This is a genomic window from Acinetobacter lanii, assembly GCF_011578285.1.
GTDB classification, from domain to species: Bacteria; Pseudomonadota; Gammaproteobacteria; order Pseudomonadales; family Moraxellaceae; genus Acinetobacter; species Acinetobacter lanii.
In genome coordinates this window covers 670,855-687,973 of record NZ_CP049916.1, presented here as the reverse complement: position 1 = coordinate 687,973, position 17,119 = coordinate 670,855, and the positions used below count along the sequence as shown (strand labels likewise).

At 36.6% G+C, this 17,119-nt stretch carries 16 protein-coding genes; 9 read left to right on the top strand and 7 right to left on the bottom strand.

The genetic code is table 11. The features are described from left to right. Positions 1-3 precede the first annotated feature (3 nt). Positions 4-1,959, top strand: a complete 1,956-nt coding sequence (locus G8D99_RS03215; RefSeq protein ID WP_166322587.1) for a TniQ family protein — start codon at positions 4-6, stop codon at positions 1,957-1,959. Positions 1,960-1,984: 25 nt separating this feature from the next. Here the strand turns inward: G8D99_RS03215 and G8D99_RS03210 are convergent, their stop codons facing one another. Next, the gene (locus tag G8D99_RS03210) at positions 1,985-2,920 is read right to left on the bottom strand and encodes a hypothetical protein (RefSeq protein WP_166322585.1); all 936 of its coding nucleotides are present in this window, start codon (positions 2,918-2,920) and stop codon (positions 1,985-1,987) included. A 109-nt stretch (positions 2,921-3,029) separates the two neighbouring features. Between G8D99_RS03210 and G8D99_RS03205 the strand changes: the two genes are divergently transcribed. Both G8D99_RS03205 and G8D99_RS03200 read left to right on the top strand, forming a co-directional pair. Next, entirely contained in the window at positions 3,030-6,971 is a 3,942-nt protein-coding gene (locus G8D99_RS03205) for an NACHT domain-containing protein (protein WP_166322583.1), read from the top strand. A 259-nt stretch (positions 6,972-7,230) separates the two neighbouring features. Beyond that, complete coding sequence (locus G8D99_RS03200) at positions 7,231-7,803, top strand: DUF3800 domain-containing protein (protein WP_166322581.1); 573 nt, start codon at positions 7,231-7,233, stop codon at positions 7,801-7,803. 27 nt (positions 7,804-7,830) lie between these two features. Here G8D99_RS03200 and G8D99_RS03195 read toward each other — a convergent pair. After that, positions 7,831-8,960, bottom strand: a protein-coding gene (locus tag G8D99_RS03195) for an IS3-like element ISAcsp5 family transposase (RefSeq protein WP_166322579.1) whose coding sequence is annotated in 2 segments (ribosomal slippage) — positions 7,831-8,708 and positions 8,708-8,960 — 1,131 coding nt in all. Because the reading frame shifts where the segments join, the coding sequence is not laid out codon by codon here. Positions 8,961-9,557: 597 nt separating this feature from the next. Between G8D99_RS03195 and pqqA the strand changes: the two genes are divergently transcribed. The 6 genes from pqqA to G8D99_RS03165 all read left to right on the top strand — a co-directional run bounded on the left by pqqA (position 9,558) and on the right by G8D99_RS03165 (position 13,872). Further along, complete coding sequence (gene pqqA / locus G8D99_RS03190; RefSeq protein WP_075107140.1) at positions 9,558-9,632, top strand: pyrroloquinoline quinone precursor peptide PqqA; 75 nt, start codon at positions 9,558-9,560, stop codon at positions 9,630-9,632. A 70-nt stretch (positions 9,633-9,702) separates the two neighbouring features. Continuing rightward, entirely contained in the window at positions 9,703-10,614 is a 912-nt protein-coding gene (gene pqqB / locus G8D99_RS03185; RefSeq protein WP_166322577.1) for a pyrroloquinoline quinone biosynthesis protein PqqB, read from the top strand. Between the two features lie 9 nt (positions 10,615-10,623). Then, a complete protein-coding gene (pqqC, locus tag G8D99_RS03180) occupies positions 10,624-11,382 on the top strand; it encodes a pyrroloquinoline-quinone synthase PqqC (protein ID WP_153389531.1) in 759 nt (252 codons plus the stop codon). Continuing rightward, positions 11,379-11,663 carry a pyrroloquinoline quinone biosynthesis peptide chaperone PqqD gene (gene pqqD, locus G8D99_RS03175; protein WP_166322575.1) on the top strand — a complete coding sequence of 95 codons (285 nt, stop codon included), beginning with the start codon at positions 11,379-11,381 and terminating at the stop codon, positions 11,661-11,663. The genes pqqC and pqqD overlap by 4 nt, the downstream gene beginning before the upstream one ends. Then, entirely contained in the window at positions 11,660-12,811 is a 1,152-nt protein-coding gene (gene pqqE / locus G8D99_RS03170) for a pyrroloquinoline quinone biosynthesis protein PqqE (protein WP_166322573.1), read from the top strand. Before pqqD ends, pqqE begins: the two co-directional genes overlap by 4 nt. Before the next feature lie 17 nt (positions 12,812-12,828). Next, positions 12,829-13,872, top strand: coding sequence for a dipeptidase (locus tag G8D99_RS03165; protein ID WP_166322571.1), 1,044 nt, complete (start codon positions 12,829-12,831; stop codon positions 13,870-13,872). A gap of 106 nt (positions 13,873-13,978) precedes the next feature. On the opposite strand, the gene lysM is transcribed toward G8D99_RS03165, so the two are convergent. The 5 genes from lysM to G8D99_RS03140 all read right to left on the bottom strand — a co-directional run bounded on the left by lysM (position 13,979) and on the right by G8D99_RS03140 (position 17,064). Next, positions 13,979-14,452 carry a peptidoglycan-binding protein LysM gene (gene lysM, locus G8D99_RS03160; RefSeq protein WP_166322569.1) on the bottom strand — a complete coding sequence of 158 codons (474 nt, stop codon included), beginning with the start codon at positions 14,450-14,452 and terminating at the stop codon, positions 13,979-13,981. A gap of 241 nt (positions 14,453-14,693) precedes the next feature. After that, positions 14,694-14,930, bottom strand: coding sequence for an acyl carrier protein (gene acpP / locus G8D99_RS03155; RefSeq protein WP_166322567.1), 237 nt, complete (start codon positions 14,928-14,930; stop codon positions 14,694-14,696). An 83-nt stretch (positions 14,931-15,013) separates the two neighbouring features. Continuing rightward, positions 15,014-15,748 (bottom strand): 3-oxoacyl-ACP reductase FabG, encoded by a 735-nt coding sequence (gene fabG / locus G8D99_RS03150; protein WP_166322565.1) that lies wholly within the window; start codon positions 15,746-15,748, stop codon positions 15,014-15,016. Next, positions 15,745-16,731 carry an ACP S-malonyltransferase gene (fabD, locus tag G8D99_RS03145; protein WP_166327482.1) on the bottom strand — a complete coding sequence of 329 codons (987 nt, stop codon included), beginning with the start codon at positions 16,729-16,731 and terminating at the stop codon, positions 15,745-15,747. Before fabD ends, fabG begins: the two co-directional genes overlap by 4 nt. A 171-nt stretch (positions 16,732-16,902) precedes the next feature. Next, positions 16,903-17,064, bottom strand: a complete 162-nt coding sequence (locus G8D99_RS03140) for a hypothetical protein (protein ID WP_166322563.1) — start codon at positions 17,062-17,064, stop codon at positions 16,903-16,905. Positions 17,065-17,119 lie beyond the last annotated feature (55 nt).

The window sequence follows — 17,119 nt, the reverse complement described above, 5'->3', positions numbered from 1 at the left end:
ATTATGCAAAATTCTCTTTTAATACAAGCAATCCCTTATGAGGATGAATCACCTATCAGCTTTCTACTAAGAACCTCTAAACTTAATTTACATAGTTCTATTTCTAATTTAGTAGGGAAAGATAAGTATCAAGCCATCATTAAAAAATCACTAAATCATCATCTCTCAGATGAACCACGTTTTAGCTTAGTTCTAAACGCTTTAAATATAGATAGTAGTTACTCATTTCTAGCTTTTAAAAGAGCAAAACCAACTAGTAGATCGCCAAGGACACTAGGAGCAATTGAGATCTCTCTTGAGCTACTAGAATTAAATAACATACGTTACTGCCCTCTATGCCTTTCTGAAAAAGCGTATCTAAAAAAACTATGGATGCTCAAACCAATTTATGCATGCCCTATTCACTCATGTTTTTTGATTGATACTTGTCCAAATTGTGAAAATCCAATTCAACCAAAAACAGGGGTTCAAAACTGTGCTTGTTGTGGTTTTGAATTACATAAGGCACCAATTAAAGAGGCAAAATCTATTGAAATTATTTTTTGGTTTATCGACGTTCTAAATTTTAACTCCAACATATTATTTAAAGATTACTTAGCATGTTGGAATGCTTTTAATGAGTTTTTTAAGTTCGATAGATCAAATACAGATTCAAAAGTTTCTCGCTATGTCCATGAGTATTTCCATAATCCTGAAGTATCCGCGCTTAAACTCAGTGCTCTTATTAATTCTAGAATCAATTACTCACATCCTAGAGTACAGTTAATACCTTTTTTAAAGTATGAAAAAAAATTCAAGAAGCATATTGAAGTCGTTGAAAAAAATGCCGAAGAATACAAAATTAGTGAAAAAAGTATTTCTAAAAAACTTAGGAATCATCAGATAAAACGTATTTTGCAAGTTTCTCGTTTTGAACTTGATAAATTAATTAAAAATGACTATCTAAATCTAGGAAAAAAGGAGCTTTACCATGGAAAGATATCAAGTATAGATATTGAGCGCTTTATTATGGGTCTAGTGAATAAGGATAAACCTACAGCGTATACACAAGAAACAACAGCTATCTATAATGAGCATATTGACCTCAAAAAGATTTCTGCAGTTTTAAAAATTAATTATGAAACTGCTCGTAAACTAGCAAATATAGGGTGGTTCAGTTTAGAACAAGATGAACTAGCTGTAGATGGGCCTAAACAGTATTCAAAGAAAAAACTTTATGAATTTGATAGTAAATATATACTGACCACTCATTTAGCGAAACAGTTGCAAGTAAACCCTACAAATCTTGTGGAGAAATTAGCATCAATAGATATTATGCCCGTTCATGGACCCCATATTGATTCGACACCCATTAACATTTTTTTAAAGAAAGATGTTCAAAATATAATTTCAGTTGATTTAGAAGTGATTCAACACTATCCAACACGTACTGGTAGACAAAAAAATAAGTTAGGATTTCTAGCGAAGAGTACAGATTATTACTCTTTAAAAGAAGCTGCTGTACTTTTAGGGATTAGTCCGAATAAGGTTGCTGTACTAGTTCAAAAGGGTATTCTTAGCAAAGATAAGAACGATCCTATCTCAGTTCAAATCAAAACTAGATCTCTAGTAAACCTTAAGAATAAACTTGATAGCGAAGATTATGTTCCTTACTCAGAGGCAACAAAGCAATTGAACTGTCCTATTAATTGGATGAAAAAATATTGGTGTGATACGGGATTCTTGCATATTGAAGATTTAATTTACTGGAAGCTCATCAATAAGAATGAACTAACTGAAGTTTTGAAGTTAAAAGAGGAATACATCACTGGTGCTGAAGCAAGCACACTCTTAGGTATGCGCCACTCTCATATCACTAACTTACAGAAGATAGGAATTATGAAGCCTCACTATTTGGGAAAGGGAGATAAAAAAGTTAGGCTTTTTAAGAAAGAGGATATTTTAAAAATTTGTAATTAATAAACTAAACTAACCCCGATCCCATCTAGTCCTTTTGCTGGGATCTTCTTACAATTAATAGGGCTTCATTAGGAACTTCAACTTTAACTTTTATTTTTACATCTTTTGAATTCTGGTCTTTGGTTTTAGTCTTATATTGAATCAATGCATTCTTACCAATCCCTTTTAATAATATCTCAACTCTTTTTATCTCTACATATTCACCTTTTTTCTCTCCAATACTCAACTTTGGAAAAAAGTCTTTATATTCCGATTTGATAAAGATCAAGCTGTTTTTTTCATCCTCTCTGACAGAGCCTAATGCGATATTAATAAAAATATTTTTGGATTTTTCAGTATAAAAAACATATACAGTACTTGGAACCAGTAGGATATAAAGCAACATCATTGAAAGCTTTATATTTTTTTTGTTACTTTCATTTTCAGCTAATTTCTCGTTATTTTCTCTCAAGTTCTCTATAAATTTATCAATAAAAATTTTTAAAAGAATACTTAAAAAGAGCATTACCAATATATTTATTGATTTCCCACTATAAAATGTTAATGCAAAAACAAAACCAAAAAGGTAAAACAAAAATTTAATAGAATTATTGCTTATTTTTTCAAAAAAACCTTTGAAATTTAACTCAAAAAAAATTAGGTCAATTAAGCCTTTAGACAATATTATTCGCAATGAAAATAAAACCTTGAAAAAACTCCCTACAGCCCTTAGACAAAATAATAAAACACTTCCAAGCGCATAGTGCGAGCCCAAAAAGAATACATAGATGAATAAAAATTTTATTGTAATTAAGAAAAATAAAAGTCCATCTCCTAATGATAAATCAGTAGGAAAGTAATCAATATGCCAAAAATATAAAAGGATAAAACATATACCAATACCTATAGTAAATTTAGCAATAAACCCACTATTATCAACAATAAGTTTAATTTTCTGCAATAAAAAGATAGTAAAATTCACTTATTCCCCATTTGTATTTTCCCTTCAAATCAATTTCTTAATCGACTAACTATTCATGCTAAGATTATGAGAAGTCTATTAACTATACAATATTTATTAAATTTAGATCATGATCCCGAGAACTCTATGGTATCAATGTGATGATACTCAAAAAAAAATTAGTCAACATGAAATACTTGAAATAACTAATTCATTGGTTATTTTAGGTGAAGCAGGAATGGGAAAGTCTAGCCTTTTAGAATGGCTAGGAAACTTAGAAAATTACGCATATTGTACTGCACGTCAATTACTAAATCGTGCCGATCCCCGCCCTCTTCTTGGTAAAAATAGCATATTAGTTATTGATTCACTCGATGAGGTAAGTTCGAAAAATGATGGTGATGCAGTAGATGGAGTATTGCAAAAGCTTGAATTTTTAGGATATCCAAAATTTATTTTAGCTTGCCGTGCAGCAGATTGGAAAAGTGCTACAGGCATACAAGCTATAAGAGAACAATATTCAGAATCACCTTTAGAACTTCATTTAAATCCTTTCACTCAAAATGATATGGCTATATTTCTTGAACAAAACCTTAGCACCCAAAGAGCTCAAGAAATTATCACTCACTTTACAGCTAAAAATCTGGATGATTTGCTAGGCAACCCTCAAACTCTTAGTTTAATTGCTAAAGTTGCAATTCAGGGAGAGCTACCTGAATCTTTAACCCAATTATTTGAACAAGCTATAGAAATTTTAAGAGCAGAACATTCGGAATCTAAATCTGAAGCACAATTGCCAAGCGAAGTCTCACTTGATGCAGCAGGAGCTGCTTTCGCCAGTTTAATCCTGACAGGTAATGAAGCTATTTCTAGAAAATCAATTATAAATTTAATTGACGGTGAACTACCGATAAGTGAAGTTAAACAACTTCCTGGCACTGAAAAAATCGATCTAGTTTTAGGTTCACGCCTTTTTCGATCAAATGGAGTAGAACGTTTTACTTACATTCATCGTCGAATTGGTGAGTTCTTAGGAGCAAAATGGCTAGTAAAACTAGCTGATACTAACCGTAAACGTAAGCGTCTTTTATCCTTGTTCCATAGCCATGAATTTGTTCCGAGTAACTTACGTGGTTTACATTCATGGCTACTGAGTGACCCTGCTTTAGTCTCAAGTATTATGAAAGCAGACCCTATAGGTATTCTTGAATATGGTGATGTTGGAACAATAACAGTAGAGCAAGCTCAGACTCTACTAAATAGTATTGAAGATTTAGCTGAAAATAATCCTAGTTTTTATAACTTTTATAATAGAAATGGATACAGCATTCGAGCTTTCACAACGCCAATAATCTTATCTCAAATCCAGAAAATTATAATTCAATCTGATATTCCCTTTGGCTTTAAACTTTTTCTAATAGACGTCATTAAAGGATATCAACTTCCAAATGATTTTATCCAAATATTAACTAATCTTATTAATGATTCCAAAATAGAATTTGCAATACGTAAATCAGCTGGTGAAGCTCTAGCTGTTCAAGAACAATTTATAGATTGGCCTAGTATATATACATCCCTATTTCAATTAGGTGATGAGTCATCTATTAGATTAGCAATAGAGTTATTAGATGATACTGGCTACAACAAAACCAATGATGATTTAATTGCTAATCTTGCTATTTCATATTTAAAAATAAATAGTAATACTGTCGGAACATTATGGTATTTACAAGAAAATTTACCTTTAGAACAAATTGAATATGTTCTAAACTATTTTATTATGGGCTTTAAAACCCTTGGGAAAGATGATGATTCAGAAATTAAAAGTGAAGCCAAAAATTTTGCATACCGATTGATTCTAAGATTTATAGAAAAATATGCTATTACACCTAAAAAGTTGTGGGAATGGCTTGAACCTTTCGGGAATACATATGGATATCAAGGCGAAAGTATTAAAGAGCTAGCAGAATATTTAAAAAATGATTACATATCAAAGCAAGCGCTACAGTACATGGTTTTGTTGGATTTACCCCACGAAGGAAATATTTGGCAAAGAGCGATATATCTTTCAAGTCGATCTTCAGGCTTAGCTCTTACTACTCTAGATCTAATATTCATTCTTAAAAAATTGTATTTAAAAAATTCGAAAGATATTCGCTGGAAAGAAATTGTTCAATTAACACGTCACGATGCTGAAATTGGCAAGGAAGTAAGAGAGGCTGCATTACCCTTCACTCTCAATAGCAAGGATGATCAAACTTGGTTAAATCAAATTTCTGTCATTGAATTAGAAGATTGGCAAATTAAAGACCTTGAAAGGAAAAAACAAAGAGAAGTTAAAAAATCTACAGATCGAGCCAAACACAGATTATTTTACATCTCAAGTATCAATCGATTATGCCAAGGTGAATATGAACTGATACTTACACCCGCTAAAGTTTATTTACGTCTATTCACTGACATCAGTAAAGAGATCCCTGCACATGAACGTATATCAGATTGGATCGGATCTGATATTTCTGAAGCATGTATGGAGGGTTTTGAGGCAAATTTAATTAAAAACCCACCTGATGTGAATGCACAAGATATTGCAACTATTTTGCCTCAAGGTCGATACTACGAAGCGAGTTTTATCCTGATAGTTGGATTAGCTGAACGTGTTAGAAATAGTAAATATTTTTCTGATCTCCCAGATGAGAGACTAATAGCTGCCTATCTTTTTTTATCGTATCGTCGATATGATGAGCACGCGGGAATCAGTAACCTTTATACACATATAATTGAAGAACTTAAAAAAAGAAAAAAATTCAAAGAAGCAATACAAGCTTTTTATGAGCCACACTTTGAAGCTCAATGCACTCATATTGGTGGGTTATCACAATTTATGAGAAAAATAGAATACGCTGAATTAGGTACTGAATTAGCAACAAATTGGTTAAATAAGTTTAAAAATCTTAATAATGAGGATGAAAAGGAACTTGCGGATTGTTTACTACACAATGGAAAATTTGAAGAATTGAAACAGCTCATTCCGTCCTTAGATTTATTAGTGAATGAAGAACGACGAAAATACTGGATATCTGTCAACCTACTTATAAATTTTGAAGAAACAATCAATAGTCTAGGAAGTCAACCAATAGATAAAAGTTTAATTTGGACTTTACGAGATAGAATAACTGGTCGCTACAGAGAGAATCATTACAAAAATCTATTAGATACTAATCAACTAGAGTGGATTATTACAACTTTCCGCAATTTATGGCCAAATGTAGGTCAACCTATAGGAGGAACATTTGGAGATACAAATCCTTGGGATGCTTCAAAATTCATAGTTCAGCTCATTAAACTATTAGGTAAAAACTATAGTGATGAAGCTTGTAAAGCTATGGAACGTTTAAAAATATCATCTTTCGACGAATATACAGACTTAATCAAAACAGTAAAGTATGAACAAAAACTTATTCGTAGTGAGCATCTTTATATACCACCAACGATCAATACAATTAAAGCATTTATTACTAATGATAATCCTCAATCAAGCTCTGATTTACAAACAGTCATATTAGATGAGCTAAGTATCGTGCAAGCAAAAATCAAGAGTGACGATGCTGAATCTTGGCGTGGTTTTTTCAATGATCAAGGTAAGCCTTTTGAGGAGGAACGATGTCGTGACCATTTAATCGGTTTACTTCGTCAAGGTGATAATACAATCACATATGAACCTGAAGCACATGTTGCAGATGATAAAGAAGTTGATATCACTTGCTCTGTGGGTAAATCTCGTCTACCAATTGAGATAAAAGGTCAGTGGCATCGCGACCTTTGGACTGGAGCTGACCAACAACTTGATAAATTATATACCACTGATTGGAGAGCCGATGGTAGAGGTATTTATTTAGTACTTTGGTTTGGTAACAGAACTGATAATAAAAAGCTTAAAACGTTGGGTAGAGGAAAACCTGTTCCTAACACTACTAAGGAACTACAAGAAATGCTAATTGCAAATAGTCGATCAGCTCAGGAAGGTAAAATTAATATCGTAGTTATTGATTGCAATAGAACAAGACATTGAAAACACACTTTCAAAAATTGTCATAGGTTGTGTCGTTTTATCAAAAAATTGTCATAGGTTGTGTCGCTGATTCTTGTCATCATGTGTCGCAATGCTTACTAAGTAATTGAATTAATGAGTATCGAAATGACAAACCTTGTGTCGCGTGACGTTAATTTAGTTAAAAAATATTTTAAAACTAGGGGAAGTTTTCTTCCCCTTTTTATCCCCTGTAAAAAAATAAAATTTTAATATTTAAAATCAAATAGTTGAGATAATAATGCCAGAATTTAACGCATATACAGTATTTGTTGATGAAAGTGGTACAGATAATTTAAAAAACTTCAAAAAAGATGATCGCTATTTTGTATTAGCATTTTGTATCTTTGACAAGAACTATTACGCAAAAGAAGCAGTTCCGAAGTTTCAAAAACTTAAGTTCGATACATTTGGTCATGATCAAACTATTATTCATGGATATGACATGATGAATTGTATTGGTGACTTTAAATGCTTACAAGATCCCAAAATTAGAGGTATTTTTTTAGGTCGTCTTACAGAAATAATTGAATCTACTAACTTTATTTTAATATCAACAGTTATAGATAAACAAAGATTACTAGAAAAATACTCAACGCCACAAAATCCTTATGATATCGCCCTTAAATATTCACTGGAAAGAATACAAAGGTTCATGGTTGAAAGAAATCAAGCTGATAAAATTACTCATATTCTAATTGAAAGTAGAGATCAGCATTCCAACATTAAACTTAAACACTCATTTAACAAAATTAAGAGTGGCGAGAATTGTAATGTGGTTCCGTTAATTAGACCACTCAATTCAGTTTTATAAGTGATAAATCCGCTCTAAATATTTAAATTATGCTGCCATTACTTTTAGTAAATGTTCATCATAAAATTCATCCGGTGTTGCCTTATTCAAACTTGAATGAGGACGTATCATGTTATAAAAATCCAAATATTCAGCAAGTGATTGTTTCGCTTGTTTAACCGTATCGTAAGCCTTCAAATAGACTTCCTCATGCTTCACGCTGCGCCATAAACGCTCAATCATCACATTATCCATCCATCGTCCTTTCCCATCCATACTGATACGGATATTTCGCAATTTTAACTCATTCAAAAATGCCTCGCTTGTGAATTGACTGCCTTGGTCTGTATTAAACACCTCTGGACAACCATATTTCACAATTGCTTCTTGCAACGCATCTATGCAAAAGTCTGTTTCCATACTGATCGATACTCGATGAGCCAGTACTTTACGACTATGCCAATCTATAATTGCACACAGATAGACAAAGCCTTTAGCCATAGGAATGTACGTGATATCTGTACACCAGACTTGATTAGAGTGATCGATGACCATGTTTTTCAACAGATATGGGAAAATACGGTGTGCAAGATTAGGCTTACTGGTATTGGGTTTTGGATACAAGGCATGTATTCCCATCAAGCGCATTAAACGTCGGACTTTACGCCGACCTATTTGATGTCCTTGACGCTGTAGCATATCTCGTATCATTCGACTGCCCATAAATGGGTAGTCGAGATGAATTTCATCGATTAGACGCATCCAACTCAAATCAGTTGATGAAATCTCTTTGGGCTTGTAATACAACGTACTGCGATTGATTTGAATCAATTGCGATTGTTGTCGTACCGAAAGTTGATGGGTCTTATCGATCATTTTTTGCCGCTCAGCTGCCCTATTTTTCTGAGCGCACCTTCTAAAAAATCAATTTGCAATGCCTGATGTCCTATCTTGGCATGTAGAGCTTTGAGGTCAATCTCTGGTTCTTGTTGTGCTGTTGGTCGTGAAAAAATATTGACTGATTGCTCAAGCAGTTGATTTTTCCAATCGATGATTTGGTTTTGATGTAAATCGAATTGAGTAGAAAGTTCAGCGAGTGTGTGGTCGCCTTTAATTGCTGCGAGAGCAACTTTAACTTTAAACTCTGCTGAATGATTACGACGTTTTCTTCGTGTCATGGTTGACTCCAAAAACAAGCATTTCCCATGCTTATTGGGGAGTAGATTATCACTTATAGGCGTGGTCTAAAATCCTAGAACCACATCATTGGGAGAATTCAAAATTAAATTTTGAAATTGAATTTGTTAGTAAAAAATCAAATTCAACAGGTTTACAGTTGGCAGACCTTGTGACCGAACCTATCCGATGCAAATATCTTAGACCCGAAAAAGATCATCAAAACTTTAAAAGTCTAGAAAACAAATTTTATTGTAAAGGTGGGCGAAACAATACAGGCGGTAATTTTAATGGTTATGGATTAAAAGTCTTTCCTAACTAGAACTATTTCACTTTTAGAAAGAATATAACCATACCTTAGCTCAGTATATTCGTCTATGAATTAACTTCTTGAATAATATACGACACAATATAGATTGAGGATAAATCCCCTACTTAGCTAAACAGGATTATCCTTGATCGCAAATAACAATCAAATCAGTAAAATTTACAGAATTATTACAAAGCGCTTTGGTATCAATCAATAAAACTCATATAATTATTGAGAAAATTTCTTTCCACTCTCTTACTTTAAAGTAAGAACTTTTCGGAGCACTCCCATGCAATGGACTAAACCCGCTTTTCAAGATATCCGTATCGGTTTTGAAATCACAATGTATTTCGAAGCACGTTAAGATTTAATAGACCTAAATCGAATAAAAGCCCTAGACGACTAGGGCTTTTATTTTTTGGAAAAAGTTATCTATGTATATTCATGTTTTAGGTTCAGCAGCGGGCGGTGGTTTCCCACAATGGAACTGCAATTGCCACAATTGTCATGGTCTTCGTCAAGGCACCATTCAAGCCAAAGCACGTACCCAGTCTTCAATTGCCATTTCTGAAAATGGTGTCGATTGGATTTTATGCAATGCTTCCCCCGATATTCGTCAGCAGCTTTTCGATTTTAAAGCTGCACAACCTGCGCGCAAATTGCGTGATACAGGCATCACCAATGTGGTGTTGATGGACAGTCAACTTGACCATACGACTGGTCTATTAACGCTTCGTGAAGGTTGCCCGATTAAAGTCTGGTGTACCGACATGGTGCATCAAGATTTGACCACAGGATTCCCGATTTTCAACATGTTGAAGCATTGGAATGGTGGACTTGAATATCGTCAAATTGATCCAAAACGTGCTTTTAAAATTGAAGGATTTGAACATTTAGAGTTCACGCCTTTAATCATTCGAAGTGCTGCGCCACCTTACTCGCCGCATCGTCACGATCCACATGATGGCGATAATATTGCACTGATTGTGAAAGATTCAAAAACACAGAAACAGCTATTCTATGCACCGGGTTTAGGCAAAATTGATGAGCAGGTGATGCAAATCATGCAAGCTTCGGATTGCGTCATGATTGATGGAACTCTATGGACTGATACTGAAATGCAAGAATATGGTGTCGGTAAAAAAACGGGTCAAGAAATGGGACACTTACACATCAGTGGTGCGGGTGGATCGTTATCGTATTTAGATCAACTCGACCATACGCGTAAGGTACTGATTCACATCAATAACACGAATCCGATCTTAAATGAACAATCTCAACAAGCTGCAGAATTAAAAGCACACGGGGTTGAAGTGGCTTTTGATGGTATGCAAATCGAATTATAAGGTGACATGATGCAACAGCTTACAGAAGCCTTAAGTCCAGAAGCGTTTAAAGAAGCGATTCTTGCCAAAGGTCAGTATTATCACATTTACCACCCTTTTCACATCATGATGCATGAAGGAAAAGCGACACAAAAGCAAATTCAGGCTTGGGTGGCAAACCGTTACTATTATCAAATTAATATTCCACTGAAAGATGCAGCGATTATGGCAAATTGTCCTGATCAACGTGTGCGTCAAGAGTGGATTCAACGCATGATCGATCAAGATGGTGTTTATCCTGATGGGGGTGGTCGTGAAGCGTGGTTAAGTTTGGCCGAAGCAGTCGGATTAACCCGTGAACAGGTAATTTCTGAAGAATTGGTCTTGCCGGGTGTACGTTTTGCTGTAGATGCTTATGTTAATTTTGCGCGCCGTACCACATGGCGTGAAGCTGCAAGTAGTTCCTTAACTGAATTATTTGCCCCACAAATTCACCAGTCGCGTTTAGAGTCTTGGCCGAAACATTATCCTTGGATTCAAGAACAAGGTTATACCTACTTCCGCTCTCGTCTAAGTCAAGCACGTCGTGATGTAGAACATGGTCTGACCATCACCTTAGATTCGTTTAAAACGGTTGAAGAACAAGAGCGTATGCTCGAAATTTTACAGTTTAAGCTGGATATTCTTTGGACCATTTTAGACGCTTTGACTTTGGCCTATGTGCATCACCAAGCGCCTTATCATAGCGTCACTTCTGATCATGTTTGGCATAAAGGATTATTCAAATGAGTTTACCTGAATTAGATTTATCGATTATTCCAACATGGCGTCAAGGTTATCGTTTTCAGTTTGAACCCGCTCAAAATGCGTATGTTCTGCTGTACCCTGAAGGAATGATTAAACTGAATCAAAGCGCGAGTGAAATTGGTCAGCATATCGATGGACAAAATTCGATTGCTGATATTATTCAAAAAGTTACCGCAAAATTTGGTGATATCCCTGAAATTAAACAGGATATTATTGAGTATATGTTGGTGGCTCAACGTGAACATTGGATTGATTTAGCATGAAAGCACCTGTAGGGCTGCCACTGTGGTTATTGGCTGAACTCACCTATCGTTGCCCTTTACAATGTCCTTATTGTTCTAATCCTCTTGATTATGCGTTGCATAATCAAGAGTTGAGCACACAGGAATGGTTTAATGTTTTTGACCAAGCACGCCAAATGGGAGCCGTTCAGCTGGGTTTCTCAGGGGGTGAACCTTTAGTTCGCCAAGATCTTGAAGAATTGGTGGCGTATGCACATCAGAAAGGTTTCTATACCAATTTGATTACCTCCGGTATGGGCTTAAATGAAGCGCGTATTGCAGGGTTGAAACAAGCAGGTTTGCAACATATTCAAATCAGCTTTCAAGCCAGTGATCCGGTTGTGAATAATGCCCTTGCGGGTTCTAAACATGCATTTCAGCAAAAGTATGATATGTCACGTTTGGTCAAACAGTACGGTTATCCGATGGTGCTGAATTTTGTGATTCATCGGCATAATATTGATCAGATTGATCAAATCATCGAGCTCTGTTTGGAGTTGGAAGCGGATACCGTTGAATTGGCGATTTGCCAATTTTATGGTTGGGCCTATGAGAACCGTCAAGGCTTATTACCGACCAAAGAACAATTGGTTCGTGCTGAACGCATTACCAATGAATATCGTCGAAAAATTCAGGAACAAGATATCAAGTGTAAATTGATTTTTGTGGTCCCGGATTATTATGAAGAACGTCCAAAAGCCTGTATGGATGGTTGGGGGAAAATCTTTTTAACCGTGTCTCCAGATGGGACTGCATTACCTTGTCATGCAGCACGTCAGCTCCCGATTCAATTCCCGAATGTTAAAGCGCATCAGCTTTCCGAGATTTGGTATGACTCACCGAGCTTTAATGAGTTCCGTGGTGATGATTGGATGCCAGACATGTGTCAAAGTTGCTCAGATAAAGATCGAGACTATGGCGGTTGTCGTTGTCAGGCATTTATGATGACTGGAGATGCTAAAAATGCCGATCCTGTTTGTGGTAAATCACCTGATCATCATAAGATTTTAAATGCGCGAATCGAAAGTGAAACCCCGATTCCTTTTGATCAACTGGTGTTTAGAAATCCAAAAAATTCTAAACAGCTCAGTCAAAAACAATTGATTCCTACACGTACCGTGATCGACTAATCAGGACACTTAAAGACATGATCTTTGATGGACATAATGACCTATTGACCCGTCTATGGCTCAGTTCTGCCAAAGATCCAGTACATGAATTCCTTCATGGTACGTTGCCTGGTCATTTAGATTTCAAACGTTGTAGGCAAGCACAATGGACGGGAGGATTATTTTCAATTTTTCTTCCTCCTTATCGCTATTTGCAACAGCATCATCCGGAAAAAATCAAAGACCCGACCGCAACGGATTTTAGCTCAGAACAGATTATTGAGATTTGCACGGCGCAGTTAGAGATTGCTCAGCAGTTGCAATTACGATCTGAAGGCAAAATTCAGATTTGTACTTCTTTATCACAAATCAAAAGCTGTTTTCAGCATCAGCAATTGGCAATTGTCCTTCATTTAGAAGGTGCCGAAGTTCTCGCGTGTGACCCGATGCTACTGGATGACTTCCACAAAAAAGGCTTACGCAGTATCGGGCCACTTTGGAATCGCAAAAGTTTGTTTGGTGATGGTCTGAATGCTACGTTTCCACATTCACCAGACACTGGATCAGGGTTAACGCAACAAGGCAAAGAACTCGTACGCACTTGTGCCCGTAAAGGGATGATCATTGATGTTTCTCATATGAATGAACGTGCCTTTTGGGATACCGCGGAGATACTGGAAGGCTTTCATCAGCCGATCGTGGCGACCCATTCCAACGTGCATGCCTTGTGTGCTCAAGCGCGAAATTTGACAGATTCGCAATTAAAAGCAGTGAAACAAAGTCATGGCATGGTCGGTATTAATTTTGATGTGGCTTTTTTAAGAAGCGATGGACAGCGTGATCCCAACACCTCAATCGACACCATTATCGATCATCTCAGTTATTTGCTTGAGCATATTGGTGAGGATCATGTTGGGTTTGGTTCAGATTTTGACGGTTGTTTGCTGCCCTTGGATTTGGCTGATGTAACATATATGCCTCAGCTGCTTCAACGTATGCAGCAACGTGGTTATTCTGAAGCACTCATTGAAAAAATGCGTTTTGGAAATTGGTTGACTCTGCTAGAAAAGATTATCCATTGATTCGATTAGACTGAATATATCCACTATCCACATCTACGTGCATACCTATTGTCATCGTTAAAGAATAAAAAAAGGCGCATCAAGCGCCTTTTTTATTGCTCAAATTTTATTGAGGAATACGAAGTACCTGACCTGGGAAAATGTCATCTGCATTTTTCAATAGCGGACGGTTTGCTTCAAAAATTTTGTTGTATTGGTTTGCATCACCATAAAATTCTTTAGAAATTTTAGACAGGTTGTCACCAGACTTCACGGTGTAGAATTTACTTTCAGCAGATGGTGTTGCTACTGTCAATTGATCATCTACTTTTGCCACATGATCAACATTACCCACAGCCAAAATGATTTTTTCACGATCAGCTTGGGTTTGTACCTGACCTTTTACTGTTGCTAAGTCTGAATCACCGTTATAGCTCACAGACAAACCTGCAACAGGTAGGCCCAATGCCTTAATATGACCTAAAAGTTTGTTGGCAATTTCCTGAGCAGATGGCTCAGATGGTGTTGCTGGTGCTGCTTGCTGCTCAGCAGGTGCTGTATTTTTTTTACCAATGCCTTTCACAAAATCAAAAAGACCCATTGTATTTCTCCATCTCGTTTTAAATGTTGTTGTAAAAATGCTATGTAGCTGATGTAATAAAAATTTAAACTCTATTTTTATACCTAAAATTTATACGATTAAAGGTTGTCTTTGGTGAATTAAACGTAACGATATGTAATTAAAATAATTCAGTTTATTTTTTAATTTAGTTTTTATCGATATAAAAAAAGCCACCCTTTCAAGTGGCTTTCATTTTTCAGCGATGCCGAAAGATCTTTAATTAAGCAAGTTTCTTAGAAACATAGTCAATTGCAGATTGAACAGTCGTGATTTCGTTAGAATCTTCGTCTGGGATTGTAATATCGAAATCGTTTTCGAAAGACATTACAAGCTCAACTAAGTCTAGAGAATCAGCACCTAAGTCATCCATGAAAGATGCTTCGTTTTTGATTTCTTCAGCTTTAAGACCTAATTGTTCAGCTACTGCTTGTTTGATACGTTGTTCGATATCGCTCACAGGAATTCTCCTCATTGCTTGTGGCGTTTGAATTGCCACTAGTTTAATTGAATCTAGAAATTTTTCAAAGTTTATACATCGCATTACGCCATGTATAAACCACCATTCACATGTAAAACCGTACCTGTAATGTAACTAGCCTTGTCAGAGGCCAAGAAACTCACAGCATTGGCAATGTCTTGTGGTTGACCAAAGCGGTTTAACGCCACTTGATCACTCATTTTTTTGCGAATCTCTTCACTGAGTTGCTCAGTCATTTCGGTAGCAATAAAGCCCGGTGCAATGCTGTTCACCGTAATTTGACGGCTACCCATTTCTTTCGCAAGGCTACGGCTAAATGCCTCAATCCCTGCTTTAGCAGCCGAATAATTTGACTGACCTGGGTTTGCAAAATGCGCAACCACAGAACTAATATTAATAATGCGACCGAAACGTGCTTTGGTCATGCCTTTCAGCACACGCTTAGACAAGCGGAAGACTGCTTTTAAATGAATATTTAAAATATCATCAAAGTCTTCTTCAGACATACGTAGCAATAAGTTGTCTTTAGTAATGCCGGCATTGTTCACCAAGACCATGACTGAACCATATTTTTGCTCTATGTCAGTCACCAATGCATCAATAGCCGTTGCATCACGTACATCAAGGACCGCACCAGCACCATGTTCAGCAAATTGAGCTGTCAGTTTTTCAGCGCCTGATTCAGAGGTTGCAGTACCCACAACAAAGAAACCATCCGCAATCAATTGCTGTGCAATTGCTGCACCAATACCACGACTTGCGCCTGTAACTAAGGCAACTTTACGTTCTTGGCTCATGCAATTTTCCCTTCTGCAACTAAAATAGCATTTAAAGCATCTTCCATTCGACTTTGCGTATCGAGTGGAAAAGCTTTTTCAATATTCGGTAAACGTTTTGCTAAATTGCTGAGAACATTCCCCGGGCCACATTCAGCGATGTATTGAATCCCTTGATCCTGCAACAATTGCAAAGTCTTGGTCCATTGTACAGATTCATACAATTGCTCTGTAAGCGCTTTACGAAGTGCATCAACATCCGCTGCCGCTTCTGCATTAACGTTTTGAATCACAGGAATGCGAGGCATTTCAATCTTGACTTGTGCCAAAGCCTCAGCAAATTTTTCTGCAGCAGGTTTCATGAGTGAACAATGTGATGGCACAGAGACAGGCAGCGCAATCGCTTTACCACCGGCTTCTTTCGCCGCTGCCATGACTGCTTCAACTTTAGCGCTTGCCCCTGCAACCACCACTTGACCTTGTGCATTGTAGTTTGCTGCTTCTACAGAACCTTCACCGTCTGCACTTGCTACTTGGCAAAGCTCAACGACTTTAGCATCCTCTAGACCTAAGATTGCAGCCATTGCACCTTGACCTTGAGGTACAGCATCTTGCATGAGTTTGCCACGCAAGTTCACAAGCTTCACTGCATCGCCAAGGCTTAATGCACCGGCAGCCACTAAGGCACTGTATTCACCAAGTGAATGACCCGCTAAAAATTTTGGTGTTACACCACCCAATTCCAACCACACGCGCCATAAAGCGATACTTGCAGTCAGCAATACAGGCTGAGTAAATTCTGTTTGGTTTAGGCCTTCACCGCTTTGAGCAATCTGCCAAAGATCAAAACCGACTGCTTCAGACGCTTCAGCAAAAGTGGCTTCAACGCTGCTAAATTGTGCTGCTAAATCAGCCAACATGCCCACTTTCTGTGAGCCTTGACCTGGAAAAACAAAAGCAGTCTTGGTTGCTGCAACTAAATTTGAACTTTCTACAATGGACATCAGTTTTCCATCTTGTTTGTCTAAAGTGAATTGAGGCATAGCTTAACAAGCTTATGACCCTGTCGCTATCGCAAAAAATACCGTTTTTCATGAATTGCCGATTTCGAGCTCATTTTTAAGTATAAGCGCAAAAAATTAAAGCAAACTCTTATCTATCAATCAGATAAACGCCTAACATTGCATCACATATTGTAGTCCAATCAATTTATCGGCATTGAAATAAGCATGAATTAAATCATCTTGATCTGGTTTTCGGATGCTATAACGATCTGTATAAGCAAACTTTCGCCCTGTATAGCTATCTTGAAGGTGTCCTTTTTCTGACAGATGCATCACTTTTGCTTTGATCGATTTGATTTCTGCAGCTTGGGTTGTTTATTCACTCGCT

What these genes read in the sequence shown, in the direction of transcription:
- G8D99_RS03215 (WP_166322587.1), top strand. Translation starts at nt 4, where the DNA reads ATGCAAAATTCTCTTTTAATACAAGCAATCCCTTATGAGGATGAATCA.
- G8D99_RS03205 (WP_166322583.1), top strand. Translation starts at nt 3,030, where the DNA reads ATGATCCCGAGAACTCTATGGTATCAATGTGATGATACTCAAAAAAAA.
- G8D99_RS03200 (WP_166322581.1), top strand. Translation starts at nt 7,231, where the DNA reads ATGCCAGAATTTAACGCATATACAGTATTTGTTGATGAAAGTGGTACA.
- pqqB (WP_166322577.1), top strand. Translation starts at nt 9,703, where the DNA reads ATGTATATTCATGTTTTAGGTTCAGCAGCGGGCGGTGGTTTCCCACAA.
- pqqC (WP_153389531.1), top strand. Translation starts at nt 10,624, where the DNA reads ATGCAACAGCTTACAGAAGCCTTAAGTCCAGAAGCGTTTAAAGAAGCG.
- pqqD (WP_166322575.1), top strand. Translation starts at nt 11,379, where the DNA reads ATGAGTTTACCTGAATTAGATTTATCGATTATTCCAACATGGCGTCAA.
- pqqE (WP_166322573.1), top strand. Translation starts at nt 11,660, where the DNA reads ATGAAAGCACCTGTAGGGCTGCCACTGTGGTTATTGGCTGAACTCACC.
- G8D99_RS03165 (WP_166322571.1), top strand. Translation starts at nt 12,829, where the DNA reads ATGATCTTTGATGGACATAATGACCTATTGACCCGTCTATGGCTCAGT.
- lysM (WP_166322569.1), bottom strand. Translation starts at nt 14,452, where the DNA reads ATGGGTCTTTTTGATTTTGTGAAAGGCATTGGTAAAAAAAATACAGCA.
- fabG (WP_166322565.1), bottom strand. Translation starts at nt 15,748, where the DNA reads ATGAGCCAAGAACGTAAAGTTGCCTTAGTTACAGGCGCAAGTCGTGGT.
- fabD (WP_166327482.1), bottom strand. Translation starts at nt 16,731, where the DNA reads ATGTCCATTGTAGAAAGTTCAAATTTAGTTGCAGCAACCAAGACTGCT.
- G8D99_RS03140 (WP_166322563.1), bottom strand. Translation starts at nt 17,064, where the DNA reads ATGCATCTGTCAGAAAAAGGACACCTTCAAGATAGCTATACAGGGCGA.